Source organism: Sulfuritalea sp. (assembly GCF_017302275.1).
In the GTDB taxonomy this organism is placed as follows: domain Bacteria; phylum Pseudomonadota; class Gammaproteobacteria; order Burkholderiales; family Rhodocyclaceae; genus Sulfuritalea.
This window is the reverse complement of sequence record NZ_JAFLDR010000040.1, coordinates 1-26003: the sequence shown is the minus strand read 5'-3', so window position 1 is coordinate 26003 and position 26003 is coordinate 1. Positions and strand designations below refer to the sequence as shown.

Below are 26003 nucleotides of genomic sequence, written 5' to 3'. Positions count from 1 at the left end.
CGCGATCCTCAAACGTCGAGCAGCAGGCGCGCCGGATCTTCCAGCGCTTCCTTCATGGTGACGAGGCCCAGCACCGCCTCGCGACCGTCGATGATGCGGTGGTCGTAGGACATGGCGAGGTAGTTGATCGGGCGGATCACGATCTGGCCGTTCTCGACCACGGCTCTATCCTTGGTCGCATGCACGCCGAGGATGGCGGACTGCGGCGGATTGATGATCGGCGTCGACAGCATCGAGCCGAACACGCCGCCGTTGGAAATCGAAAAGGTGCCGCCGGTGAGTTCCTCGATCGAGATCTTGCCGTCCTTCGCCTTGACGCCGAACTCGGCGATCTTCTTTTCGATCTGCGCCAGCGACATCTGGTCGGCATCGCGCAGGATCGGCACCACCAGGCCGCGCGGACTGCCAACGGCGATACCGATGTCGAAATAACCGTGATAGACGATGTCGTTGCCGTCCACGGAGGCGTTGAGTACCGGGTACTTCTTCAGCGCGGCGACGGCGGCCTTGACGAAGAAGGACATGAAGCCGAGCTTGACGCCATGTTCCTTTTCGAACTTCTCCTGGTACTTCTTACGCATTTCCATCACCGGCGCCATGTTCACCTCGTTGAAGGTGGTCAGGATGGCGTTGGTGGATTGCGATTGCACCAGGCGTTCGGCAACCCGGGCCCGCAGGCGGGTCATCGGCACGCGCTGCTCCGGGCGGTCGGCGATGATGGCATCGGCATTGATCACGCCGGGCTGCGGCAGGGCCGCCTTGGGCGCAGAAGTCGGCGCTGGCGACACGGCGGCTTTTGCCGCCGGAACGGCCGGCGCAGCGCTCTTAACTGCGCCGCTGACATCTTCCTTGAGAATGCGGCCGCCGCGACCGCTGCCTTGCACGTCGGCGGCGGCGATTCCCTTTTCCTCCATGATCTTGCGCGCCGCCGGCATGGCCGTAGCCGGCGCGGCGGGCGGAGCGGCTGCGGGAGCTGCGGCCGGCTTGGCGGCGGCAGGCGCTGCTGCAGCGGCCTTGGCCTCGGTGTCGATCTGGGCGATGACTTCGCCGGACGCCACGGACTCGCCGTTCTGTTTGATGATCTTGACGATCACGCCAGCATCCGGCGCCGGCAGTTCGAGCACGACCTTGTCGGTTTCGATGTCGATCAGGTTCTGGTCGCGGGAGACGGCGTCACCCTCCTTGACGTGCCAGGCCGACAGTGTGGCTTCGGCCACCGATTCGGACAGTTGCGGGACTTTGACTTCGATGAGCATGATTTCTCCGTTATTCCTTGATGCCGAGGGCAGCGTTGACGACTTCCTTCTGCTGCTGGGCGTGTTTGGCGGCATAGCCGACGGCGGGGGACGGCGATGAGCTGCGAGCGATCGCGTCGAGTATCTGGCCCTTCTTGATCAGTCGCTCCAGGCGATGATGCTTGGCATACCAGGCGCCCTGGTTCATCGGCTCTTCCTGGCACCAGATCAGTTCCTTGAGGTTGGGATACTTCTCCATCTCCTCGAACAGGCGGCGGTCGTCGAAGGGATACAACTGCTCGACGCGCACCAGGGCGACGTTGCCGATCTTCTTCTCGCGGCGCGCAGCCAGCAGGTCGAAGTAGATCTTGCCGGCGCAGGCCACCATGCGCGTGACCTTCTTGGGATCGAGCTTGTCGACTTCGCCGATGATGGTCTGGAAGGTGCCGTTGGCCAGTTCCTCCAGCGTACTGGTGGCGTCCTTGTGGCGCAGCAGCGACTTCGGCGTCATGACGATCAGCGGCTTGCGCTGCTTCCTCAGCATCTGCCGGCGCAGCATGTGGTAGACCTGTGCCGCGTTGGACGGCACACAGACTTCCCAGTTGAACTCGGCGGACAGCTGCATGTAGCGCTCGAGGCGGGCCGAGGAATGCTCGGGGCCCTGCCCTTCGTAGCCGTGCGGCAGCAGCATCACGAGGCCGCAACCGCGGCCCCACTTGGCTTCGCCGGACGAGAGGAACTGGTCGATCACCACCTGGGCGCCGTTGGCAAAGTCGCCGAACTGGGCTTCCCAGACCACCAGCTCGTTCGGCGCCGCCGTGGCGAAGCCGTATTCGAAGGCGAGCACGGCTTCCTCGGACAGGACCGAGTCGAAGCACATGAAGCGACCCTGGTTGTCCTGTATGTTCTGCAGCGGCCAGTAGGTACCCTCGTCCCACTTTTCGCGGTTCTGGTCGTGCAGTGCGGCGTGGCGATGGAAGAAGGTGCCGCGGCCGACGTCTTCGCCGGAGACGCGGATGTTGAAGCCCGCCGCCACCAGCGAGGCGTAGGCCAGGTTTTCGCCCATGCCCCAGTCGACCGGCAGCTTGCCCTCGCCCATCTGGCGACGGTCGTCGATGATCTTCTGCACGCGCGAGTGCAGGGTGAAGTTGGCGGGAACGTCGGTCAGGCGCTTCGACAGACGCTGCAGTTCGTTGATCGACACCGTGGTATCGCATTTTTCTGTGTAGGGCACGCCGATGTGGGGTGTCCAGTCGATCGAGAACTTGCTCTGGTAATCGCTGATCACCGGGTCGATCAGGTGGCGGCCTTCATCCAGCGCGGCACGGTAATCCTTGATCATCCGCTCGGCATCACCCTCGGCTGTCACGCCCTGCGCTTGCAGCCTGTCGGCATAAAGCTTGCGCGTGCCCGGATGCTGGGCGATCTTCTTGTACATCAGCGGCTGGGTCACCATCGGTTCGTCCTGCTCATTGTGGCCGAGCTTGCGGAAGCAGACGATGTCGATCACCACGTCCTTCTTGAATTCCTGGCGGTATTCCATGGCGATCTGCGTCACCAGCGCCACCGCTTCCGGGTCGTCGCCATTGACATGGAAAATCGGCGCCTCGATCATCTTGAAGATATCGGTGCAATACAGCGAGGAGCGATAGTCGCGCAGGTCGGACGTGGTGAAACCGATCTGGTTGTTCACCACGATGTGCACCGTGCCGCCCGTGCCGTAGCCGCGCGTATTCGAGAAGTTCAGCATCTCCTGGTTCACGCCCTGCCCCGCCACCGCCGCGTCGCCGTGGATCAGTACCGGCAGTGCCTGCTTCCTGCCTTCGGCGCCGCGCCTCACCTGGCGCGCATAGACCGAGCCGGCCACCACGGGATTGACGATTTCGAGATGCGACGGGTTGAAAGCCAGCGTCAGGTGCACCGGACCGCCCGGCGTGCCGACATCGGACGAATAGCCCATGTGGTACTTGACGTCGCCGGCGGAAAGCGCCTGCTTCTTCTTGCCCTCGAACTCGTCGAACAGCATCGACGGCAGCTTGCCCAGGGTATTCACCAGCACGTTGAGGCGGCCGCGATGGGCCATGCCGATCACCATTTCCTGCACGCCCACCATGCCTGCGGTACGGATCAGCTGGTCCATCGCCAGGATCAGGGCTTCGCCACCTTCGAGCGAGAAGCGCTTCTGGCCGACATACTTGGTATGCAGATAGCGCTCCAGGGTTTCGGCATGCGTCAGCTGTACCAGGAAACGTTTCTTGTCCTCGGCGGTCCAGGACGGAGTGGCGCGGATCGGTTCCAGCTTGTCTTGCAGCCAGCGCTTCTGGCCGACGTCGGAAAGGTACATGAACTCGACGCCGATGGTGCCGCAGAAGGTCTGCCGGCAGGCTTCGAGGATCTCGCGCAGGGTGGCGGTATCAGGAACGGCAGCAAAGGACCCGGTCTGGAACTGCTGGCCGAGGTCGGCCTCGGTGAAGCCGTAGTGCGACGGCTCAAGTTCGGGGATCGAGGGCCGTTCGCTGCGCTTCAGCGGATCCAGCTGTGCCCAGCGATTGCCGAGAAAGCGGTAGGCATTGATCATCTGCAATACCTTGACCTGCTTGCCGTCGGACTGTGCCGTGGTACGTCCTGCCTGCAGGGTGCCATCCTTGGCGCGCTGGGCGAAGGAGGTGATGACCGGATAGTGGGCCACGTCCGGCCCGGTGTAGTTGCCGGCGCCCGGCAAGGTGCCGAGCTTGTCGAAGTAGTCGCGCCAGGCCGGTTCGACGGAGGCCGGGTTGGCGAGGTAGGCGTCGTACAGGGCCTCGATGTACGGCGTATTGGTGCCGAACAGATACGAGTTGGACAGCATCTGCTTCATCATTGCGTCACCTGCTCATGTATTGGGGGAAAAAACCGGGGGGCGTAAACCGCCCCCCGTCTTGGCCGAAACCGGATCAGCGCTGATCGAGCGCCTTCACGTCGCGCCTGGCCGCGCCGGTGTAAAGCTGGCGCGGGCGGCCGATCTTGTATTCCGGATCGGTGATCATCTCCTCCCACTGCGTCATCCAGCCGACGGTACGCGCCAGCGCGAAGATGCAGGTGAACATCGAAGTCGGGATGCCGAGCGCCTTCTGCACGATGCCCGAGTAGAAATCGACGTTTGGATACAGCTTTTTCTCGACGAAATAGGGGTCTTCCAGGGCAATTTTTTCCAGTTCCTTGGCCAGCTTGAACAGGCGGTCGTTTTCCAGCCCCAGTTCGCCCAGCACGTCGGCGCAGACCTTGCCCATCAGCTTGGCGCGCGGATCGAAATTCTTGTACACGCGATGGCCGAAACCCATCAGCTTGAAGCTGTCGTTCTTGTCCTTGGCCCGCTTGATGTACTCGCCGACGCGCGAGACGTCGCCGATCTCCTCCAGCATTTCCAGGCAGGCCTCGTTGGCGCCACCGTGGGCCGGGCCCCAGAGGCAGGCGATGCCGGCCGAGATGCAGGCGAAGGGGTTGGCGCCCGAGGATCCGGCGAGGCGCACGGTCGAGGTCGAGGCGTTCTGTTCGTGGTCCGCGTGCAGCGTGAAGATGATGTCCAGCGCGCGCACCAGCACCGGGTTCGGCTTGTACTCCTCGCAGGGAGTGCCGAACATCATGTGCATGAAGTTCGCGGTGTAGTCGAGGTTGTTGCGCGGATACTGGAAGGGCTGGCCGGTGTTGTATTTGTAGGCCATGGCGACGATCGTCGGCAGCTTGGCGATCAACCGGTTGAAGGAAACACTGCGATGCTCGGGGTCCGAGAAATCCGTAACATCGTGATAGAAGGCCGACAGCGCACCGACCACGCCAACCATGACGGCCATCGGATGCGCGTCGCGGCGGAAGCCCTGGTAGAACTTCACCAGTTGCTCGTGCACCATGGTGTGGTTCTTGATGGTGTTCTCGAAATCGACCTTCTGCTTGGCGTTCGGCAGTTCGCCGTTCTTCAGCAGCCAGGCGACTTCGAGGAAGTTGCACTTCTCCGCCAGTTGTTCGATCGGATAGCCGCGGTACAGCAGTTCGCCCTTGTCGCCGTCGATGAAGGTGACCTTCGATTGGCAGCTGGCGGTCGACAGGAAGCCGGAGTCATAGGTAAACAGTCCGGTCTTGGCGCCGAGCGTACGGATGTCGATCACGTCCTGGCCGTGGGTGCCCACCATCACGGGGAACTCCACGGTCTTGCCGTCGATGGTCAGTGTTGCGGTGCGATTTGTGCTCATGTTCAGATCCTCTTTCAGGTCCGTTGAAATGCCTTTGCTACTCGAAATTGGCCAAGGGAGAAACTTCCCGCAACCGCTCAATCATTGCCGCCAGTTGTGAATCGTCGGTGGCTTCCCGACCGCTCACCAACGCCCACAAATCGTGGTCTTCCAGTTCCAGCAAACTTTCCAGCGCCGCCTCGCCCTGCGCGTCCAGGCTGTCCTCGTAACGCTCCCAGAAGCGATCGAAAACCAGGTCCAGCTCCAGCAAGGCGCGCCGGCAATGCCATTTCAGGCGATTGATGCGCGCCTTGCGGACTTCGTCCATCGTCAGACCGCCCGCCGCACCATCATCTCTTTTATCTTGCCGATCGCCTTGGTCGGATTGAGGCCCTTCGGACAGACATCGACACAGTTCATGATGGTGTGGCAGCGGAACAGGCGATAGGGGTCCTCGAGGTTGTCGAGACGCTCGTTGGTGGCCTGGTCGCGCGTGTCGGCGATGAAGCGGTAGGCCGCCAGCAGGCCGGCCGGGCCGACGAACTTGTCCGGATTCCACCAGAACGACGGACAGGCCGTCGAGCAGCAGGCGCAGAGGATGCACTCGTAGAGACCGTTGAGTTCCTCACGATCCTCCGGCGACTGCAGGCGCTCGCGCTCCGGGGGCGGATCGTTGTTGATCAGGTAGGGCTTGATCGAGTTGTACTGCTTGAAGAACTGCGTCATGTCCACGATCAGGTCGCGGATCACCGGCAGGCCGGGCAGCGGGCGCAATACGATGGGTTTGCCCTCCGGGAAGCTGTCCATCGCGGTCAGGCAGGCGAGGCCGTTCTTGCCGTTGATGTTCATCGCGTCGGAACCGCAGACGCCTTCGCGGCAGGAACGGCGGAAGGAGATGGAATCGTCCTGCGCCTTGAGCTTGACCATGGCGTCGAGCAGCTTGCGGTCGGTCGATTCGAGTTCGACCGAGATGTCCTGCATGTAGGGCTTGGCGTCCTGGTCCGGGTCGTAGCGATAGATCTTGAACTGGACGGTACGGTTGGCGTTCGTCATCGTCATTCCTTGTCAGTAGGCGCGCTTCTTGAGCTCGATGGTATCGACACTCATCGGCTTCATCTGCACCGGCTTGTAGTCGAGGCGATTGCCTTCGCGGTACCACAGCGTATGTTTCAGCCAGTTCCTGTCGTCGCGACCATCCGGTGTCTCCGGCGTATCGGTCGCGTCGTCGCGCACGTGCGCTCCGCGCGACTCGGTGCGGGCATTGGCGGAAACGATGGTGGCCTTGGCGACCTCGATCAGGTTGTCGAGTTCCAGCGCCTCGATGCGAGCGGTGTTGAATACCTTCGACTTGTCCTTGATCTGGGTCTGCGCGACCTGACCGGCGATCTCGTCGATGCGCTTGACACCCTCAGCCAGCATGTCCTTGAAGCGGAATACGCCGGCGTGCTTCTGCATCGTGCGCTGCATGGCGAGGCGCGTCTCATGCACGTCGGCGCCATCCTTCTGATGGTTGAGGCGATCGACGCGGGCCAGGCTGCGATCGATGGCGTCCTGCGCCAGCGGCTTGTGCGCCTTGACGCTGTTCTTCAGGTCATTGACCGCCGTCTCGCCGGCCGACTTGCCGAACACCAGCAGATCGAGCAGCGAATTGGTGCCGAGGCGGTTGGCGCCATGCACCGAGGCGCAGGCACACTCGCCGGCGGCGTAGAAGCCCAGCACCGGCTCGCTGTGATTGCCGCCCCTGGGCACCACCACCTGGCCGGAATAGTTGGTCGGAATGCCGCCCATCTGGTAATGGCAGGTCGGCACCACCGGCAGCGGCTCCTTCAGGCAATCGACACCGGCGAACTGGATGCCGATCTCGTGGATGCCCGGCAGGCGCTTCATGATGGTCTCGGGCGGCAGGTGGGTGATGTCGAGCAGCACGAAATCCTCGTTCGGACCGCAACCGCGGCCCTCGTTGATTTCGGTGGTCATGGCACGCGAGACCACATCGCGCGATGCCAGGTCCTTGGCGTTGGGCGCGTAGCGCTCCATGAAGCGTTCGCCGGCCGAGTTGCGCAGGATGCCACCCTCGCCGCGCACGCCTTCGGTGATCAGCACGCCGGCGCCGGCCACGCCGGTCGGGTGGAATTGCCAGAACTCCATGTCTTCCAACGGTATGCCCGCGCGCGCCGCCATGCCGACGCCATCGCCGGTGTTGATGAAGGCGTTGGTCGAGGAATAGTAGATGCGCCCCGCTCCGCCGGTGGCGAAGATGGTGGCCTTGGCGTGGAAGACCACGATCTCCCCGGTTTCCATGTCCATCGCCGTGACGCCCATGACGTCGCCCTCGGCATCGCGCACCAGGTCCAGCGCCTGCCATTCGACGAAGAACTGGGTGTTGACCTTGACGTTGCGCTGGTACATCGCGTGCAGCATGGCGTGGCCGGTGCGGTCGGCGGCGGCGCAGGAACGGCGCACCGGCTTCTCGCCGAAGTTCGACATGTGGCCGCCGAAGGGCCGCTGGTAGATCTTGCCGTTGTCGAGGCGGTCGAAGGGCATGCCGTAGTGTTCGAGCTCGACCACCACTTCGTTGGCCTTGCGGCACATGAACTCGATCGCGTCCTGGTCGCCGAGCCAGTCGGATCCCTTGACGGTGTCGTACATGTGCCAGTGCCAGTGGTCCTCCTCTGAGTTACCCAGGCTGGCAGCAACGCCGCCCTGCGCCGCGACGGTATGCGAGCGGGTCGGAAAGACCTTGGTCAGCACGGCCGTCTTGTAGCCGGCTTCGGAAAGCTGGATTGCGGCGCGCAGGCCGGCGCCGCCGGCACCGACGATGACCGCATCGAATTTGCGAACGGTGTAATTCATGATTGCCTTCCGCAGGGCCATCCCAAGGAAGGCCGTTCGTTGAAAATGGAGCGAAGCGAACCGTGGTCACCCCTTTTCGCGGAAAAGGGGCTGGGGGATATGTTCTTCATCACAGCCTCCAGATGATCTGTATGGCCCAGCCGGCATAGCCGACCAGGGCGAGCAGCGTCATCACGTGCAGGAACAGACGCAGCGCCGCCGAATTGAGGTAGTCCATCCAGATGTCCCGGATGCCGACCCAGGCGTGCCAGCACAGGCTGACGATGAACAGGAAGCTGAGGAAGCGGATGAAGCCGTTGGCCATGAAGGCCTGCCAGGCTTCGCGCGAGGACATCGCGCCGCCCAGCGCGGCGGCGAACATGATCAGCGTGAATACCGCCATGACGATCCCGGTGATGCGCTGGGCCAGCCAGTCCTTGAGGCCGTAACCGGCCCCGACGACGAGTCTTTGCATGTCAGTAGGCTCCGAGCAGTTTGAGGCCGAGGATCGCGGTCAGCGCGAGGCTTACCACCATCACCGTCATCGCGGAGTTGTGCGCCTGCTGCTTCTCGACACCGACGTGGATGTCGATCAACAGGATGCGGATGCCCATGCAGAAGTGGTGCAGGAAGGCCCAGAGCAGGCCGAGCAGGATCAGTTTCACCAGCCAGTTCCCGGTGACGGCGGCAAACATCGCGGCACTGTCCTGGGTCGCCCCCAGGGACAACTGCAGCAGCCAGATCAGCAGCGGCAGCATCAGGAAAAGGCCGGCGCCGCTGACGCGATGCAGGATGGACGCGAATCCCGCCAGGGGCAGTCGAATCTCATGGAGCGCCAGATGCTTCGGGCGCTCTTTGGTCATTTCTGGCATAGGTAGATCTCTCCGTTGATAGCTCCGGCGCAATGCCCACTGCGGGCATTACCCTTAAATGAAATTTCGCGTTGTTTCATTTTGATGCGCTGCACTATAAAACAATCCGTATCACAGGAAAACAAAAATTGATGTCCCATTAGCCGAGTTCGTTGAAATAGCAATGTTCGCTGGTTGCGTACAAACCCCTGCGCCACTCCACCGGCTTGTCGGCATAGGAGAAGCTGACCCGTTCCACAGACAGCAGCGGACTACCCTCCGGCACGTTCAGTAATTCGGCGCTGGAACGGTCGGCCGGCACGGCTCGCAGCCGCTCTTCGGCGCGAATCATGCGCACGCCGAACTGGTTTTCGAAAAAGCTGTAGAGCGATCCCTGGTAGTCGCGCAGCATGTCGAGCGTCACCGTGCCGAAAATGCTGCCCGGCAGGTAGATCTCGTCGACCACCACCGGCTTGCCGGAAAACTTGAGCAGGCGACGGACGATGTTTATCGAATCGCCGATATTCAGTTCCAGCATGCGGGCCACTTCCGGGCCCGCCTTGGCGCGCCAGCATTCGAGCGGCACGCTCTGCGCCTGCTCGATGCCACCCGCCAGCGGCACCAGGCGAAGGAAGCGGAAGAATGCGCGCGGATCGTCGTGCGAGGCGACGAAAGTTCCCTTGCCCTGGCGCCGGAGGAGCAGGTTTTCCGCGGCCATTTCATCGATGGCCTTGCGCACGGTTCCCTGGCTGACGTTGAAACGGATCGCCAGTTCGGATTCGCTTGGGATCGCCTCGCCGGGACGCCACTCGCCGGATTCGAGGCGCTGCAGAAGCAGGCTCTTGATCTGCCGGTAGAGGGGGCTGAAGGTCGGTGATGGCGACACGGCCACCGCGCCTCCCTTGTGGGACGTCGCCGTTGCGGCGCCGGACCGATGTGTACCGGTGGAGTTGCCCTTTGGGGGTGCGTCAGATTGCGGCATGGCGTCATTTGAACATATTTTCAGGAGCCCGTCTAGAGTGTGTCTTATGTCTTATATAAGATAATAATTGGATATTGACACAGCGCAACATTGCTTCTAAAATTTGGGCCCGAAACCTGACGTATCATTCGCGGCGCTTCCGGCACCACGCCCTGCCCGCGGAACCGCTAATTTACCGCTGTCTCGACCAATCGATTCAAACTGATACAGGAGTCCTACAAATGCCAAAAGCCCCCGTTCGTGTCGCAGTGACCGGCGCCGCCGGCCAAATCGGTTATGCCGCGATCTTCCGCATTGCTGCCGGTGACATGCTGGGCAAGGATCAGCCGGTGATCCTGCAATTGCTGGAGCATCCCTCGGAAAAGCCCCAGGCCGCGCTCAAGGGCGTCATGATGGAACTTGACGACTGCGCTTTTCCGCTGCTCGCCGGCGTCGTCGGTACGGGTGACGCCAAGGTCGCGTTCAAGGATGCCGACTACGCGCTGCTGATCGGCGCCAAGCCGCGCGGTCCCGGCATGGAGCGCAAGGACCTGCTGATGGACAACGCCAAGATCTTCATCGAACAGGGCGGCGCCCTGAACGATGTCGCCTCGCGCAACGTCAAGGTGCTGGTGGTCGGCAATCCCGCCAACACCAATGCCTATATCGCCATGAAGTCGGCCAAGAGCCTGCCGGCCAAGAATTTCACCGCCATGCTGCGCCTGGACCACAACCGCGCGGTGTCGCAACTCGCCAGCCGCACCGGCAAGTCGGTCAACGACATCGAGAAGATGATCGTCTGGGGCAACCATTCGCCCACCATGTATCCGGACCTGCGCTTCTGCACCGTCGCCGGCCAGGCCGCCCCCGCCGCCGTCAATGACGAGGCCTGGTACAGGAACGAATACATCCCCACCGTCGGCAAGCGCGGCGCCGCCATCATCGCCGCGCGCGGTGCTTCGTCCGCCGCCTCGGCCGCCAATGCCGCGATCGACCATATGCGTGACTGGGCGCTGGGCACCAACGGCAAGTGGGTCACCATGGGCATCCCGTCCGACGGCAGCTATGGCATCCCGAAAGACATCATCTACGGTGTGCCCGTCACCTGCGAAAACGGCGAGTACAAGCGCATCGAGGGCCTGGCCATTGACGACTACTCGCGCAGCATGATGGACAAGACTCTGGCCGAGTTGCAGGAAGAGCAGGCGGGCGTCGCCAGCCTGCTCGGCTGATGGAGGGCGGCGGGATGAACGCTGGCGCCGGGCTCAAGCCACGGTGAACGCGGCGCTGCATCCTGCCGAAGTCCTGTATCGCGGGGAAAAGCCCTTCCCCGCCCTTCCCGCCTGCGAACACTACGCCGGCTCGGAAAAGAACCTGCGCAAGGCCTTGCAACTGCAAGTCGAACTCGCCATCGACGAACGCTCGGTGTTTGACATTACCGGCGACTGCGAAGACGGCGCGCCGGCAGGCCGTGAGGCCGAGCATGCGGGCATGATCGCCGGCCTGGTCCTCGACCCGGCCAATCGCCACGGCCGCTTCGGCGCGCGCATCCACGACATCACGCACGCTCACTGGTGCGCCGATCTCGAAATCATCATCGGCCGCGCCGGCCTTCAGGTCGCCTACATTGTGCTGCCCAAGGTGAACTGCGCCGACGACGCGCTGACGCAGATCGAGGCACTGGATGACCTTCGCGCGCGTCACGGCATAGCCCGCGAAATACCGGTGCATGTGCTGATCGAAACGCCCGGCGCGCTGCATGAAGCGTGGAAGATCGCCGCGCTGCCCCGTGTCGAAACCATCGATTTCGGCCTGATGGATTTCGTCAGCGCGCACCACGGTGCGATACCCGGCAGTGCGATGCGCTCGCCGGACCAGTTCACCCATCCGCTGGTGGTGCGCGCGAAGTGCGAAATCGCCGCCGCGGCGCTGGGCAACGGCGTGGTGCCGGCACACAACGTCACCACGGAACTCAATGATCCCGACATCGTCCGCGACGATGCGCGACGCGCCCGCCGCGAGTTCGGCTTCCTGCGCATGTGGAGCATCCATCCGCGCCAGATCCAGCCCATCGTCGAAGCCATGCGCCCCGATTTTGTCGAAGTGACGGAAGCCGCCGGCATCCTGCTCGCCGCGCAGAATGCCGACTGGGGGCCGATTTCCTGGGAAGGCAGACTTCACGACCGCGCCTCCTATCGCTACTACTGGGAACTGCTGCGCAGAGCCCATGCCACGGGTGCGGCTTTGCCCGCCGAGGCGCGCACCCGTTTTTTCAATTCCGGGGCTGAACGCAACCACTAGCCCCGACCGCTGTCAAACACCATTCCAACGCGAGGACCCCACCATGCTTGAAGCCTATCGCCAACACGTCGCCGAACGCGCTGCCCTCGGCATTCCGCCCCTGCCCCTGACCAAGCAGCAGACCAGCGAACTGGTCGAACTGCTGAAGAGCCCGCCCAAGGGCGAGGAGACCACGCTGGTCGATTTGATCACGCACCGCGTGCCGGCCGGCGTCGATGACGCCGCCAAGGTCAAGGCCGAGTTCCTGGCGAAAGTTGCCGCAGGTACGCAGAGCGCTGGCGTCGGCCAGACGGCGTGCCCGTTGATCAGCCGCGAAAAGGCGACCGAACTGCTTGGCACCATGGTCGGCGGCTACAACGTCAAGCCGCTGATCGACCTGCTCGACGACGCCGTGTGCGGCGCCGCCGCCGCCAAGGCGCTCAAGGGCACGCTGCTGATGTTCGACTACTTCAATGACGTCGCCGAAAAAGCCAAGGCGGGCAGCAGCAACGCCAAGGCCGTGATGCAATCCTGGGCCGATGCCGAATGGTTCACCTCGCGCCCTGAAGTGCCGAAGAAGATTTCCGTCACCGTGTTCAAGGTCACCGGCGAAACCAACACCGACGACCTCTCGCCCGCCCCCGACGCCTGGAGCCGCCCCGACATCCCGCTGCATGGCCTGGCCATGCTGAAGAATGCACGCGACGGCATTACGCCTGAAAAGCCCGGCGAGCGCGGCCCGATGAAGCTGATCGAGGACCTGAAAAAGAAGGGCCACCCGGTCGCCTACGTCGGTGACGTGGTCGGCACCGGCTCCAGCCGCAAGTCGGCCACCAACTCGGTGATCTGGTGGACCGGCGACGACATTCCCTTCGTCCCCAACAAGCGCTACGGCGGCTTCTGCCTCGGCGGCAAGATCGCCCCGATTTTCTTCAACACCCAGGAAGACGCCGGTGCCTTCCCCATCGAGTGCGATGTCGCGCAGATGGCCATGGGCGACGTGGTCGACATCTTCCCCTATGACAAAAAGGTGGAGAAGGGCGGCGCGACGATCTCGACCTTCGACTACAAGTCGGAAGTCCTGCTCGACGAAGTCCGTGCCGGCGGCCGCATCAACCTGATCATCGGCCGCGCCCTCACCGCCAAGGCCCGCGAGTTCCTCGGCCTTGCCGCCTCGACGCTGTTCCGCCTGCCGGTTGCGCCCAAGGACACCGGCAAGGGCTACAGCCTGGCGCAGAAGATGGTCGGCCGTGCCTGCGGCATGCCCGAAGCAAATGGGAAACAAGCGGGCATCCGCCCGGGCACCTACTGCGAGCCGCGCATGACCTCGGTCGGCAGCCAGGACACCACCGGCCCGATGACCCGCGACGAACTGAAAGACCTCGCCTGCCTCGGCTTCTCCGCCGATCTCGTCATGCAGTCCTTCTGCCACACCGCCGCCTACCCGAAGCTGGTCGACGTCAAGACCCACCGCACCCTGCCCAGCTTCATCACCGCCCGCGGCGGCATCAGCCTGCGGCCGGGCGACGGCGTGATCCACTCTTGGCTCAACCGCTTCCTGCTGCCGGATACCGTCGGCACCGGCGGTGACAGCCACACCCGTTTCCCGATCGGCATCTCCTTCCCCGCCGGCTCGGGCCTGGTGGCCTTCGCCGCCGCCACGGGCGTGATGCCGCTGGACATGCCGGAATCCGTGCTGGTGCGCTTCAAGGGCAAGTTGCAGCCCGGCATCACCCTGCGCGACCTGGTCAATGCGATTCCCTACTACGCCATCCAGCAGGGCTTGCTGACCGTCGCCAAGCAGGGCAAGAAGAACATCTTTTCGGGGCGCATCCTCGAAATCGAGGGCCTGCCCGAGCTCAAGGTGGAACAGGCCTTCGAACTCACCGACGCCTCGGCCGAACGCTCCGCCGCCGGCTGCGCGGTGCGCCTGAACAAGGAACCCATCGTCGAGTACATGCGCTCCAACATCACCTTGATGAAGTGGATGATCGCCGAGGGCTACGAGGACAAGCGCACCCTGGCGCGCCGCATCGCCGCCATGGAGGACTGGATCGCCAAGGGCACGCTGCTGCAGCCTGACGCCGACGCCGAGTACGCCGCCGTGATCGAAATCGACCTCGCCGACGTCAAGGAACCGCTGCTCGCCTGCCCCAACGATCCGGACGACGTCAAGCCGCTTTCCGCCGTGCAGGGAGAGAAGATCGACGAGGTTTTCATCGGCAGTTGCATGACCAACATCGGCCACTTCCGCGCCGCCGGCAAGATCCTCGACGGCAAGACCGACATTCCGACCCGCCTGTGGGTCGCGCCGCCGACCAAGATGGACGCCATGATCCTCAACGAGGAAGGCTACTACGCGGTGCTCGGCAAGTCCGGTGCGCGCATGGAGATGCCCGGCTGCAGCCTGTGCATGGGCAACCAGGCGCAGATCAAGAAGGGCAGCACGGCGGTGTCGACCTCGACACGCAACTTCCCGAACCGGCTGGGCATCGACACCCGTGTCTATCTGTCGTCGGCCGAACTGGCGGCGGTCTGCGCGCTGATGGGCAAGATCCCGACCGTGGCCGAGTACATGGAGCAGGTCAAGACGCTGGAAGCCAAGTCCGCCGACGTCTATCGCTACATGAACTTCGACCAGATCGCCGAGTTCAAGGAAGTGGCGGATGGCGTGACGTCCTGAACCGGTTCGAGGCAGCAAGAAGCCCCGCTGCGGCGGGGTTTTTTGTTTGGCGCCGTGCCACCAGCGCCGACTCTTGCAGGTCCGGACAAAACGCCACCGACGGAAAACGTCGGGGGCGTTTCCGTTGCGCTATCCTCAGCCGACGGCCTCGGGGTCGAAGAAGCTCAGGGAATTTCGACCATCGGCCTTGGCCCGGTACATCGCGAGGTCGGCCTGCTTCAGCAGTTCGTCGACGCTCTTGCGCTGATGGTCGAACATCGTGATGCCGATGCTCGGTGTGCCGTGGTACTGCTTGCCGAACAGGTCATAGCTGCCGTTCAGCGCCTCGAGGACCTTTTTGCCCACCGTGGCGGCCCAGCGCCTGGCTTCCGCTGCGTCCTCGCCGAGATCGCTCAGCATCACCACGAACTCGTCGCCGCCCAGGCGAGCTGCCGTATCCACCTCGCGGATGCAGCCGGCCAGACGCAGCGCGACCAGCTGCAGAAGAAGGTCGCCGTGGTCGTGTCCATGCGTGTCGTTGAGATCCTTGAAGTGGTCGAGGTCGATCAGCATCAATGCGCCCCATCGACGGTTGCGCGCACATGCGGTGAGCGCCCATTTCAGGCGGTCGATCAGCAGGCGGCGGTTGGGCAACTGGGTCAGGTCATCATAGAGTGCCTGGTGCCGGATCCTCTCTTCGGCCGCCTTGCGCTCGCTGATGTCGGTCATCGTCGCCACGTAGTGGTCCGTCGTGCCGTCGCCGCCGTCGGGCACAGCCGTGATGGTCAACCATTGCGGATACACTTCGCCGTTCCTGCGCCGGTTCCAGATTTCCCCCTGCCACGAGCCGCTGCGCCGGATGCAGTCCCACATCCGTCCATAGAAGGCAGCATCGTGGCGACCCGATTGGAACAACTTCGGCGTCAGCCCGACCACCTCCTCGGCCGCATAGCCGGTCAGTTCGGAAAAGGCCCGGTTCGCCTTCAGGATCACGCCGCAATCATCGGTCACGATCATGGCGACGTGCGTCTCGAAAGCGGTCGCGGCGATTCGCAATTGGGTTTCCGCGAGCTTGCGGTCGGTGACGTCGCGGGACACCACCACCACCCGCGTCACCCGTCCGTCGGCATCGGTGATCACATCGCCCATCGATTCCATCTCCCGCACGCTACCATCGGCCAGCACGAAGCGGTAGTCGCCGCGGCGGCCGACGCCGGTCCTGACGGTTTCGGCAAATGCCCGGCGGATACGGGGCCTGTCCTCCTCGTGGATTTCCGCAAAGGAATCGGTGCCGCGCAGGTTCCGTCCATCGCCGAAAAGGCGCTGGTAGGATGGACTGTTGTAGATTCGCCGCCCCTCCAGGTCGAGCACGGCGACCAAGTCTCCGAGCCGTTCGGCGATGAGGTGAAAGAACTCTTCCTGCTCCCGCAGCGCGGCCTCGGACTGCTTGCGCGCGGTGATGTCGGACAGGACCAGCGCGAGCCGGGATTGGCCCCGGCGCGTCAGGCGGGCTCCGTCGAGCTGCCCCGCAAAGCACGAGCCGTCGCCGCGCAAAAGGCTCAGTTCCCAGGCCTGATGCGGACTGCCGTCCATCGTCGCCGCCAGATTGCTGCGCAGCTCCGCCCGCTGCTCGGGCGCCACGAAGCGCTCGAACGGAACGTTCAGCAGATCCTCGCGCGACAGGCCGAGCAAGGCGGCAGCGGCGCGATTTACCCCGGCGATCTTTCCATCCTCCGCCAACACGAGAGTGGCGCTCGGCGCAAACTCGAAATAGTCGGCGTAGTTGTTGCGGAACCGCTTTGATGCCTCCGGCGCGTCCGGCCCGACGCCGTGTTGGCGCCGTGCCGGTTTCCTCGAGGCTCCCGCCTTTGGTGCTGACGAGCTTCGCTCCGGGCTCGACGCGCCGAACCCCCGCCCGTGCCGATCGCTGGGGCTCATGATGGCGATGGCTGCGCCGCGCGGTCGAGCGACCACCCGCCGGCGCAGGTCCAGTTGAGATAGGGGAGGCGCAGGCGAATCAACTCGCTTTGCGCCGCCGGATCGCCGTGTGACGCCCGTCCCGCCAGTGCCTGAAAACATTCTTCGCTGGCACCGGCGATCTCCACCGCGGCGCCCGCCGCCGACAGCCGGACAGGTTCATTGAGTGGTTGGATTCCGTGTGCCATGGTCGTCCTCACGCGGTTCGGTCGGAGTGGCCGCCAGGCCGCCTGCGGTTGCGGCCCGGAAGTTCGGCGATCGCGCCCATGGCCACGGTCCGCAGCAACTGTTCGTCGTTCATTGCGGCCAGCGCCAACAGTCCGGCGCCAACCAGGTCGCCGCGCCTGGTGCGCCGGCCGAGGATTTCAAGACGCTGCTTGAGTGCGACAACCCGCGCCTGGTCGTCGGCCGTGAGCTTGCAGCGGCGGAATCCCGGCTTGATCTGCTTCTTTCCCTTCCCTCCTGCCCGTTTCGGCGGGCTCGTCGTGCCGGACGTCTTTGCCTTCGCCATCGCTGCGAGCGCCTGGGAAAGCCTCACGCGCCTAGCGGTGGTAGTTCCGGATTCGACACTCGCAGGAATCAACTCCCTTTCGGGCGCCTCGACCTTCACTGCTCCCATCATGTTTCCTCGTATACATCGCCCGGCCTGCACTGCGGAACTGCCCGCGATCAAAGGCGCGGAACGTGACCGAGCGGCTGTCGGCCGGGCTCGTCCATGGCGGACGCCTTTGGAAAGTATCTTTCAGACGTGCACGATTTGTAATACCCGTCGAGGAGTATTCGCGCTACCGGCTTTCCGGTACCCGGAACCCGCGCCGCGAACCACGGCAGCCGGGCCGATCAGGGCATCACCAGCCCGTTGCGGATCGCGTAGCGGGTCAATTCCACCACGTTGTGCAGATCGAGTTTGCGCATCAGGTTGCGGCGATGGACATCCACCGTGCTCGCGGCAATGTGCAATTCGGCCGCGATGTCCGGCGCGGTCTTGCCTTCGGCGAGCAGCGTCGCGACCTGGATTTCGCGCCGCGACAGCAAACTCGCCTCCGGTGAATCCGGCCCCGATCCACGGTCGCGCAAACCATCCGCCACCAGGGCGGCGACCTCCGAACAGAGGTAACTGCGGCCATTGACCACATTGCGAATGCCCTGCTTCAGCTCGGACCCGGCCGCCGACTTGGCGATGTAGCCGGCGGCGCCGACATCGAGCATCTGCTGGATGATGCGGCGGTCGAGACAAGTGGACAGGGCCAGCACCTTGATTTCGGGATGCTTCAAGCGCAGGCGCCGGGTGGTTTCGATGCCGGACAGGCCCGGCAGGGCGACGTCCATCACCACCACGCCGGGCGACAGTTCCGCAGCCAGCTGCAGCGCCGTCTCGCCATCGCCGACCGCCGCCACCACTTCCATGTTGCTGTCCTGCTCGAGAACGTCGCGCAGGGCCTCGCGGACCATCGTATGGTCATCGACAAGCATTATTCGGATCATCGCATATCTCCATTTCGCCAATGCAACGCGGCACGCTCAGCGTGACCGTGGTGCCGTTACCGGGACTGCTGTCGATATCGACCTCGCCGCCGAGGTTGGCGATCCGTTCGTAGATCGAGCGAAGGCCGAAGCTGTTGTGTCCCGGCCAGTCGCCGAAATGCTCCGCGGGATCGAAACCGCGCCCGGCGTCGCTCACCATCAGCACCAGGCGGTTGCGGTCGCACAGGCAGGCGAGACTGGCGTCGGCGACCCCCGCGTGTTTGGTAACGTTGATCAACAACTCTCGCGCCGCACGGTAGAGCACGGCTTGCACCTCGTCGACCAGGCGCTTGTCGCAGCTATCGATCTCGACATGCACCGTGAGCCCATGCACGCGCTTCATTTCCTCGGCCAGCCATTCCAGCGCCGGCAACAGGCCGAGCGTGCGCAGGACGGGGGGGCTCAGTTGCAGGGTGATGTGGCGCGCCTCCTGGTCGGCCTGTTCCACCAGTGCCACGATCTCCCCTATCACGGCACCCTGCGACTGCTCGGGCAGGGATGTCAGCTTGATCTTGATCACGGCCAGCATCTGGCAGAGGTTATCGTGCAGGCTTTCGGCAAGCATGCGGCGTTCGCGTTCCTCGGTCATGGTCAATTGCGCCGAAATCCTGCGCAGCTGCGCCGTCCGTTCCTGCACCTTCGTTTCGAGTTCGTCCGCCAGCCCGCGCAGCCTCTCCTCCGCGTTGCGACGGCGGCTGATATCGACCATGATCCCGCGCAGCCAGCGCGGCGCGCCATGCTCCGCCACCACCGTCACCAGATCGTGCAACCAGACCACGCGCCCGTCGCGGCTGAGGAGGCGGTACTCGAACTCGTGCCTTTCCAGGCGTTCGGTGCAGGACCTGCAATACTCCGGCGCCCAGTTCCGGTCATCCGGATGCAGGTGTTCCAGCCAGAATCCCGGCCGCAGCCAGTCTTCGATCGGGTAGCCCACCAGGCGCTCCGCCTGCTTGCTGACGAAGGTGAAGTCGAAGCTCCGCGCATCCGCTTCCCAGACGATGCCGTCCGTGGTGTCGACGATGTCCTGAAAGCGCTGGCGCGATGCGGCCAGGGCGGCTTCCGCCCGGCGTTGCTGCGTGACGTCGCGGTCGACCCCCCGATAGCCGATCACCGTACCGTCCGGATCGCGGATCGGCGTGCCGTTGGTCAGCGTGTCGTGACGCCCGCCGCGTGCATCGAGGACGATGTTTTGCAGGTCGCGGAAGGCTTCGCCGCGGATGGCGATCGTGTCGAACAACGCGCCGACACGGCCCGCCTCGTCGGGAGGCATGAGGTCGAAGGCGGTCTTGCCGATGATGTCTTCCGGAACATAGCCGAGCAAGGTCTGCACGCTGTCCGACACAAAGGTGTATCGGCCACTGCTATCCACCTCCCAGATCCAGTCGGCGGAAATGGCGGCGATGTCACGGAAACGCCGCTCGGAATCGCGCAGGGCGCGTTCCACCTGCTTCTGCCCGGTGATTTCCAACGCGACCACCGAACATTCCTGCCGTCCCGGGTCGCCGGTTGCGCAGATCCAGAGGATTCGCGCTGCCTGCCCATTCAGCGACAGTTCCAGTTCGTGCCTGGTAGCCGCGGCTCCGGCAAACACGTCGCACAGAAAGGTCTCGAACCGGGCTGCATCCGTCGCCTTGAGGAATCCGGCAAAATCCGTTCCGATCAGGGCAACCGGTTCCTCCCCCAGGAGTCGCGCGCCCTCTGCATTACTGAAGCGGAATTGGCCGTCGCGCCCCAGGATGAAATGGCCGACGGGAGCAAGATCCAACAGGTCAACCGACGCACCGATTCCGTCCAACACGAACGAACGCGATGTTGTCGAACCAACTGCCGGCGGCATCGTCTGCTCCAAGTGACGAAAAGAAGGCGCGGCGCATTTCGCCACGCGGAATACCTTGGATATTAACGGCGACGCACTTCGATCCGCAAGATGCCGGCTTCTGTTAGTCCCTGCGCCGGGGTGACCTGCGGATCAGTGCAGGGTGTCCAATTCCCTTTCGACATCGGCCTCGGCCAACAGCCAGTCAGCCATTTTTTGGCCGGCTGCGAAACCGCGTTGCTCGGCCCGGTAATAGGCCGCCTCCGCGATCATCTGGTCACACGACGACGCCGGTGCGGAATCATCCACGCCAGCGGCAGTAGCCCCTCCTCGCAAAGGCCTCGACGACTCGCGGTTACCGAGAATTTTTTGTTGCTTCGGTCCTGGTTTTCATCCTCGCCGCCTCACTTTGTTCTGCCCCGGTGATTTGAACGTAACGCGCTTCGAGGCGCCGTCCACGATCAGTATGTCGGTGCCGGCGCCGGTTGGCGAACGTCCATCAGGTATCTGTCGCGCCCGGTATCGATCGACGCCATCCGTGTCAGGTTGATTTCCACCGGAAATGACTGGCCGGCCGCGTCGCGCGCCTCGAAACGGCACCAGCCGCCACCGGCACATAAGTAGACCAGGTGGCGGGCGCTATGACTGGGCGAACTGCCTGCATGAAAAAGCCCGCTCACGAAATCCGAAATCCCGCAGCCGAGCATGGACATCTGGCTGGTGCCGAAAATCCGCTCCGCGCAGGGGCTGCAACTCAGTATCCGGCCGAACTGGTCCAGCACCAGCGTGCTGGATTCCTTGCGACTGCGGAATCGCGGCGGCACGCTCGAAGCCCATTGCTCCAGCGCGACCCGCTGAAATTCCGTGTATCCCGATTCACCCACGCATCCTCCCGGCATCACCCTAATGTCATTGCGGGAAGGTTCGCAGAATGCCTGCTGCTTGTTTATTCGTGAATTCCGCGAAATTTTGCGGCAACTACGTAGCCCGCCAGTCGAACCCGAAGCCAGCAGCGTCCGGATTTCGCGGTCGGCCATCTTTTCCACGCCGGAACGCCGGTTGCAGGATTCATCACCGACGTTCGATCTCCGCTGTGGCCAGCAGCCGGCTGCGTTCAAGTACCTGCCCCGAATAGCCGCGATCGCCGCGACCGCCGATGGCAACGGCGATCCTCCAGCCGCGAGGTTTTCGGCCAGGAGGCCCATCCGCAACACCTGTTCGCGATGCGGGTCAAGTGTCCCGATGCGCTCCAGCCATGAGTTTGTCAGCCCGCCCCCCCCTGCGTCTGCGCCCTTCGATCGCCGTCCGGCGCAAGAGAGCGACATCCAGTGGCTTGCTGATATACGGAGCGCATCGACGTGGGCCCGGTCGAATGTCGTGCCGATCGGCTATTCCAGGCGCCGCAAGTTGAGCAGGAACATCTTGCCCGTCGAACGCCCGGAAGCCATACGCGCCAGGCTGGCATCCACCAGGAAGGGCTGGCCATTGCCATCGACCGCCTCGAAGCGGCGCCATTCGTCATCGGCACAGAGATGTGCGAGGTAGCGGGCGCAAAAACTGGGCGAGCTTCCGGCCCGGAACAAGCCCGTAATGAACTCGGAAATCCATCGCCCCATCAGTCTCGCCTGGCTTGCGCCCAGCAACCGGGCCGCCGGTTCGCCGCAGCTCAGGATTCGACCACGGATATCGAGTATCAGGGTGGCATGCACCACTTCGATTGCAGCGCTTTCGTCGGGCGCACCACCTGTCGCCCTTGCGGGAATCACAAAGCCAGAGCCTGATCCAAGTTCCATGGCATCTCCCGTTTCTGCGGCGGCATCCGGTCGCCGACAATGCCAACCCGCCCACCCGCCGAAGGTGTCACGATAAGTCGCCGCCGCGAAACCCGGAATACCGTGGTGGCCGTATCTCGACTACCGTGAAGCGGGTAGTTGCGGCCGTTTCCACCCACGAGCCGCCGAATGCGCGCCTCGACGCGACCGATTTAACGTGGCGCCAGCGACTGAAGGAAGTCCCTGTGGGGCCCCGACTTCTGTTGTGTGGATTTCAAGACGCCGCACCATGGAGTGAAAACGCCCCGACGTTGTCGCCGGGGCGTTTCGATTTGCAGGCCGACGGTTCGGCACCAGGACCGCGCCTACTGGCCCCGCAGGTCACCGCGCCTGCCGCCTCGCATGCGATCGGGATAGAGGTCGCGCCCGGCCTGATGCACGTCGCGGCGCAACTGCCGCCGCTCTTCGGGCGACATGCGGCCACCGCGCCGGTCGCCGGCGTCCGCCGAATCGACCGACGACGCTTCCGCACTCTGTTCGCCCGGGACCATGCGACGCGGCGCCTCGCCGTCGGCATGGCGCCCCGGGCCCATGCGCTGCGGACCCTGGGCCGCCGCACCGGCAATGCTGAAGCACAGCACACCCGCCAGTGCGGTCCACACCAATCCACGATTTGCGCTCACATCCGCCCCTCTCGGCTCATCAACGGAAGATATTGTAGACCTGCTCGCCGGCGATGCGACTTGCCGCCATCAACCGGTCGACGCCGGCCTGCGGTTCCGCGCCCCACAGCGCCAGGCCCACCGCAAGCGCCATGCTGAAGAACAATGCTCTCATGCCCGCCTCCCGATCCTCGTCCCGCACAGCCGCTTTTCCGGCACGCTTGCATTTTCGGCAGGCCCTGTAAGGCAAGTGTTGCCGCCCTGCCGGCTTTGTAATCGTTTGTAAAGCCCGCTGGCAGGATCATGGCGATCCGGCTAGGATTCGCAGCCAATTCCCCCTCGAATAGACTGCATGCCATGACCGAAGCCAAAGCCAAGATTCTGGTTGTCGACGACGACCTGCGACTGCGCCAGTTGCTGGAGCGCTACCTGTCCGAGCAAGGATTCGCGGTCAAGGCGGTACCCGACGCGCAGGGCATGGACCGCGCCCTGGAACGCGAGTTGTACGACCTGATCGTGCTCGACCTGATGCTGCCCGGCGAGGACGGCCTCGCCATCTGCCGCCGCCTGCGCGGCCACGCCAACCCGGTGAGCATCATCATGCTGACGGCAAAGGGTGACGAGGTCGACCGCATCGTCGGCCTCGAAATCGGCGCCGACGACTACCTGCCCAAGCCATTCAGCCCACGCGAACTGGTGGCGCGCATCCATGCCGTGCTGCGCCGCCGCGCCGCGCCGCCGCCGCCGGGGGCTCCCGCCATCGTCGAGGAAAGCGTGAGCTTCGGCAAGGTGACCATCAACCTGGCGACGCGCGAACTGGAGCGCGACGCCGTGGCGACGCTGCTCACCTCGGGCGAGTTCGGCCTGCTGCGCGTGCTGCTGGAGCACCCGCGCCAGCCGATGAGCCGCGACAAGCTGATGGAGCTTGCGCGCGGCCGCGAATACGAAGTCTTCGATCGCGCCATCGACGTGCAGATCTCGCGGCTGCGCAAGCTGGTCGAGGAAGACCCCGGCAAGCCGCGTTACATCCAGACCGTCTGGGGATTCGGCTATGTTTACGTTCCTGACGGAACGAAACATAGCAACTGATGACGACCATCCCCCCACCCCCACCCCCACGGCCGGCTTTGCACAGCCGGCCGGCTGCGGCGGCGCGAAGCGATGCTTCGCGAAACCCCGCCTACGCCCCAAGGAAGGGGGCGACTGATCGGCTGCGGCCATGGCCGCAGAGCCTGCTGTGGCGCACCTTCCTCCTCGTCGCGCTGCTGATGCTGCTGTCGGTCGCGGCCTGGTTCGCGATCTTCAATGCCTATGAGCGCGAACCCCGTGCGCGGCAGCTGGCGCAGACCCTGGTCAGTGTCGCCAACCTGACGCGCGCGGCGCTGATCTCGGCGCGGCCCGAGGCGCGCCGTGAACTGCTGCGCGACCTGTCGGACCGCGAAGGCATCCACATTTACCCGGCCGATGCAACGGACCGCGTCGCGCCGCTGCCGGAGCGGCCCTTCCTGCAAAGGGTCGAGGAACTGGCGCGCGAACAGCTGGGGCCGCATACCCGCTTGAGCCTCGAACGCGAAGGAGAACGCGCGCTGTTCGTCAACTTCCGCATCGACGACGGCGACGAAGGCGACTACTGGCTGGCCCTGCCGCGCGAGCGCATCGACCGGGTGTTCCCCCTGAGCTGGCTGGGCTGGGGCGTGGCGGCGCTGCTGATTTCGCTGTTCGGGGCCTGGCTCATCGTGTTCCGCATCACGCGGCCGCTCAAGGCCCTGGAACAGGCCGCGCGAAAAGTCGGCGCCGGCGAGACGGCGACGCGGCTCGACGAGTCCGGCCCGACCGAACTGGCGACCGTAGCACATGCCTTCAACCAGATGGGCGCCGACCTGGCGCAGATCGACCAGGACCGCGCCCTGATCCTGGCCGGCATTTCGCACGACCTGCGCACCCCGCTGACACGGCTGCGCATGGGCATCGAGATGTCGGCCGACGCGGACCTGCACGAAGGCATGAGCGCCGACGTGGAGGAAATGGACAAGACCATCGGCCAGTTCCTCGATTTCGCCCGCTCGGAGGGCGGCGAAGCGCCGCTCGAACTCGATGTCGCCGCGCTGCTGGCTGAAATCGCCACGCAGTACCGGCGCCGCGGCTTCAAGGTCGAACTGGCCGCCGGCGCAAGCCCCGGCGTGATGGCCGCCAAGCTCCGGCCGCAGGCCCTGCGCCGCGCGGTGAATAACCTGGTCGACAACGCGCTGCGTTATGCCGGCAACGACCAGCCGGTGGAACTGGCGCTGGGCGCCGCTGGCGACGAACTGGTGATCGAGGTCTGCGACCGCGGTCCAGGCATCCCGCCGCAGGATGTCGAACGCATCAAGCGGCCCTTCGCCCGGCTCGACGCGGCGCGCAGCAATGCCGTCGGCGCCGGCCTCGGGCTGGCCATCGTCGAACGCATCGCGCGCTCCCACAACGGCCGCCTGGAACTGCTGCCGCGCGCCGGCGGTGGCCTGTGCGCGCGCCTGGCCGTGCGTCCCATCGATCCGCAATCCGTCCCCACGCCATGAACGAAACGACAACACCTTTTGCCCGCATCGGCGGCGAAGCCGGCCTGCGCACCCTGGTCAAGCGCTTCTACGAACTGATGGATACGCTGCCCGAGGCCTACGGCATCCGCAAGCTGCACCAGCCCGACCTGTCGAGTGCCGAGGAAAAGCTCTTCATGTATCTCTGCGGCTGGCTCGGCGGGCCGCAGCTCTATGTCGAGAAATACGGCCACCCACGATTGCGCGCGCGCCACCTGCCCTTCGCCATCGCCAGCGACGGGGCCGCGCAGTGGATGCTGTGCATGCGCCAGGCCATGGCCGAAACCATCGCCGACGAAGATCTGCGAAAAGGCCTGGACAAGGCCCTGACCGACCTGGCCCTGCACATGCGCAACCGAAATGACCCGGTGGACAACTGAGTGTCCAGGCAACAATAGGTGCGTCGATGATGAAAACGCCCGCCCTGAGCCTGTCGAAGGGCCCTTCCTTCGACAGGCTCAGGATGATCGGAAAGACAGGCTCAGGGCGAACGGCATTGGGCGGCTCGCCAGAGTTCGCGGCTGAACTATTGATATTTCCGTAAAGCATGACAACTCTTGAGCATCTGAAACGTTGTGTCTCCAAGAGTGATATTGGAGAATGTTGTCATGGCACAAAAGCGGTTGAGCGAAGCGACAAAGAAGCGATTGAAG

Annotated in this window: 25 protein-coding genes; 6 read left to right on the top strand and 19 right to left on the bottom strand. The window is 64.1% G+C overall.

Features of this window, described 5'->3' with window-relative positions; translation table 11 throughout:
• Positions 1-8 precede the first annotated feature (8 nt).
• From odhB to J0M27_RS17455, 9 genes are all read right to left on the bottom strand, one after another.
• Positions 9-1256, bottom strand: a complete 1248-nt coding sequence (gene odhB / locus J0M27_RS17495) for a 2-oxoglutarate dehydrogenase complex dihydrolipoyllysine-residue succinyltransferase (protein ID WP_294994694.1) — start codon at positions 1254-1256, stop codon at positions 9-11.
• A 10-nt stretch (positions 1257-1266) separates the two neighbouring features.
• Positions 1267-4092, bottom strand: a complete 2826-nt coding sequence (locus tag J0M27_RS17490; protein WP_294994720.1) for a 2-oxoglutarate dehydrogenase E1 component — start codon at positions 4090-4092, stop codon at positions 1267-1269.
• A gap of 76 nt (positions 4093-4168) precedes the next feature.
• Entirely contained in the window at positions 4169-5461 is a 1293-nt protein-coding gene (gltA, locus tag J0M27_RS17485) for a citrate synthase (protein WP_294994691.1), read from the bottom strand.
• Between the two features lie 37 nt (positions 5462-5498).
• The gene (locus J0M27_RS17480; RefSeq protein ID WP_294994688.1) at positions 5499-5768 is read right to left on the bottom strand and encodes a succinate dehydrogenase assembly factor 2; all 270 of its coding nucleotides are present in this window, start codon (positions 5766-5768) and stop codon (positions 5499-5501) included.
• A 2-nt stretch (positions 5769-5770) separates the two neighbouring features.
• Entirely contained in the window at positions 5771-6493 is a 723-nt protein-coding gene (locus J0M27_RS17475; RefSeq protein ID WP_294994685.1) for a succinate dehydrogenase iron-sulfur subunit, read from the bottom strand.
• Positions 6494-6505: 12 nt separating this feature from the next.
• Positions 6506-8293, bottom strand: a complete 1788-nt coding sequence (sdhA, locus tag J0M27_RS17470; RefSeq protein WP_294994682.1) for a succinate dehydrogenase flavoprotein subunit — start codon at positions 8291-8293, stop codon at positions 6506-6508.
• Between the two features lie 109 nt (positions 8294-8402).
• Positions 8403-8747: a succinate dehydrogenase, hydrophobic membrane anchor protein gene (gene sdhD / locus J0M27_RS17465; RefSeq protein WP_294994679.1), complete on the bottom strand. Its 345-nt coding sequence runs from the start codon at positions 8745-8747 to the stop codon at positions 8403-8405.
• A 1-nt stretch (position 8748) separates the two neighbouring features.
• Positions 8749-9144 (bottom strand): succinate dehydrogenase, cytochrome b556 subunit, encoded by a 396-nt coding sequence (gene sdhC / locus J0M27_RS17460; RefSeq protein ID WP_294994677.1) that lies wholly within the window; start codon positions 9142-9144, stop codon positions 8749-8751.
• Between the two features lie 139 nt (positions 9145-9283).
• The gene (locus tag J0M27_RS17455; RefSeq protein ID WP_294994675.1) at positions 9284-10009 is read right to left on the bottom strand and encodes a GntR family transcriptional regulator; all 726 of its coding nucleotides are present in this window, start codon (positions 10007-10009) and stop codon (positions 9284-9286) included.
• Positions 10010-10326: 317 nt separating this feature from the next.
• Between J0M27_RS17455 and J0M27_RS17450 the strand changes: the two genes are divergently transcribed.
• Genes J0M27_RS17450 through acnB form a run of 3 tightly spaced genes read left to right on the top strand, consistent with a single transcriptional unit; the run spans position 10327 to position 15047 of the window.
• Positions 10327-11316, top strand: a complete 990-nt coding sequence (locus J0M27_RS17450) for a malate dehydrogenase (RefSeq protein ID WP_294994673.1) — start codon at positions 10327-10329, stop codon at positions 11314-11316.
• 43 nt (positions 11317-11359) lie between these two features.
• Positions 11360-12385, top strand: a complete 1026-nt coding sequence (locus tag J0M27_RS17445; protein WP_294994670.1) for an aldolase/citrate lyase family protein — start codon at positions 11360-11362, stop codon at positions 12383-12385.
• A gap of 43 nt (positions 12386-12428) precedes the next feature.
• Entirely contained in the window at positions 12429-15047 is a 2619-nt protein-coding gene (gene acnB, locus J0M27_RS17440) for a bifunctional aconitate hydratase 2/2-methylisocitrate dehydratase (protein WP_294994667.1), read from the top strand.
• Positions 15048-15182: 135 nt separating this feature from the next.
• Here acnB and J0M27_RS17435 read toward each other — a convergent pair whose 3' ends face one another.
• The 10 genes from J0M27_RS17435 to J0M27_RS17390 all read right to left on the bottom strand — a co-directional run bounded on the left by J0M27_RS17435 (position 15183) and on the right by J0M27_RS17390 (position 22952).
• The gene (locus tag J0M27_RS17435) at positions 15183-16964 is read right to left on the bottom strand and encodes a PAS domain S-box protein (protein ID WP_294994664.1); all 1782 of its coding nucleotides are present in this window, start codon (positions 16962-16964) and stop codon (positions 15183-15185) included.
• A complete protein-coding gene (locus J0M27_RS17430; protein WP_294994661.1) occupies positions 16961-17191 on the bottom strand; it encodes a hypothetical protein in 231 nt (76 codons plus the stop codon). Before J0M27_RS17430 ends, J0M27_RS17435 begins: the two co-directional genes overlap by 4 nt.
• A gap of 8 nt (positions 17192-17199) precedes the next feature.
• Positions 17200-17514 carry a hypothetical protein gene (locus tag J0M27_RS17425; protein ID WP_294994656.1) on the bottom strand — a complete coding sequence of 105 codons (315 nt, stop codon included), beginning with the start codon at positions 17512-17514 and terminating at the stop codon, positions 17200-17202.
• A gap of 329 nt (positions 17515-17843) precedes the next feature.
• Positions 17844-18488, bottom strand: a complete 645-nt coding sequence (locus J0M27_RS17420; RefSeq protein WP_294994652.1) for a response regulator transcription factor — start codon at positions 18486-18488, stop codon at positions 17844-17846.
• A complete protein-coding gene (locus J0M27_RS17415; RefSeq protein ID WP_294994649.1) occupies positions 18463-20292 on the bottom strand; it encodes a PAS domain S-box protein in 1830 nt (609 codons plus the stop codon). Before J0M27_RS17415 ends, J0M27_RS17420 begins: the two co-directional genes overlap by 26 nt.
• Positions 20293-20496: 204 nt before the next feature.
• Positions 20497-20652, bottom strand: a complete 156-nt coding sequence (locus J0M27_RS17410) for a DUF2934 domain-containing protein (protein ID WP_294994647.1) — start codon at positions 20650-20652, stop codon at positions 20497-20499.
• Positions 20653-20804: 152 nt separating this feature from the next.
• Entirely contained in the window at positions 20805-21548 is a 744-nt protein-coding gene (locus tag J0M27_RS17405) for a PAS domain-containing protein (protein ID WP_294994644.1), read from the bottom strand.
• A 183-nt stretch (positions 21549-21731) separates the two neighbouring features.
• A complete protein-coding gene (locus J0M27_RS17400; protein ID WP_294994641.1) occupies positions 21732-22136 on the bottom strand; it encodes a PAS domain-containing protein in 405 nt (134 codons plus the stop codon).
• Positions 22137-22480: 344 nt separating this feature from the next.
• On the bottom strand, positions 22481-22798 hold the full coding sequence (locus J0M27_RS17395) for a hypothetical protein (protein ID WP_294994638.1): 318 nt from the start codon (positions 22796-22798) through the stop codon (positions 22481-22483).
• Between the two features lie 19 nt (positions 22799-22817).
• A complete protein-coding gene (locus J0M27_RS17390; RefSeq protein ID WP_294994635.1) occupies positions 22818-22952 on the bottom strand; it encodes a hypothetical protein in 135 nt (44 codons plus the stop codon).
• Positions 22953-23134: 182 nt separating this feature from the next.
• On the opposite strand from J0M27_RS17390, the gene ompR reads away from it, so the two are divergent.
• The 3 genes from ompR to J0M27_RS17375 are packed head-to-tail and all read left to right on the top strand — an operon-like array spanning position 23135 to position 25730.
• Positions 23135-23866 carry a two-component system response regulator OmpR gene (gene ompR / locus J0M27_RS17385; protein ID WP_294994632.1) on the top strand — a complete coding sequence of 244 codons (732 nt, stop codon included), beginning with the start codon at positions 23135-23137 and terminating at the stop codon, positions 23864-23866.
• Positions 23866-25332: an ATP-binding protein gene (locus J0M27_RS17380; RefSeq protein ID WP_294994628.1), complete on the top strand. Its 1467-nt coding sequence runs from the start codon at positions 23866-23868 to the stop codon at positions 25330-25332. The genes ompR and J0M27_RS17380 overlap by 1 nt, the downstream gene beginning before the upstream one ends.
• The gene (locus tag J0M27_RS17375) at positions 25329-25730 is read left to right on the top strand and encodes a group II truncated hemoglobin (RefSeq protein ID WP_294994625.1); all 402 of its coding nucleotides are present in this window, start codon (positions 25329-25331) and stop codon (positions 25728-25730) included. The genes J0M27_RS17380 and J0M27_RS17375 overlap by 4 nt, the downstream gene beginning before the upstream one ends.
• Positions 25731-26003 lie beyond the last annotated feature (273 nt).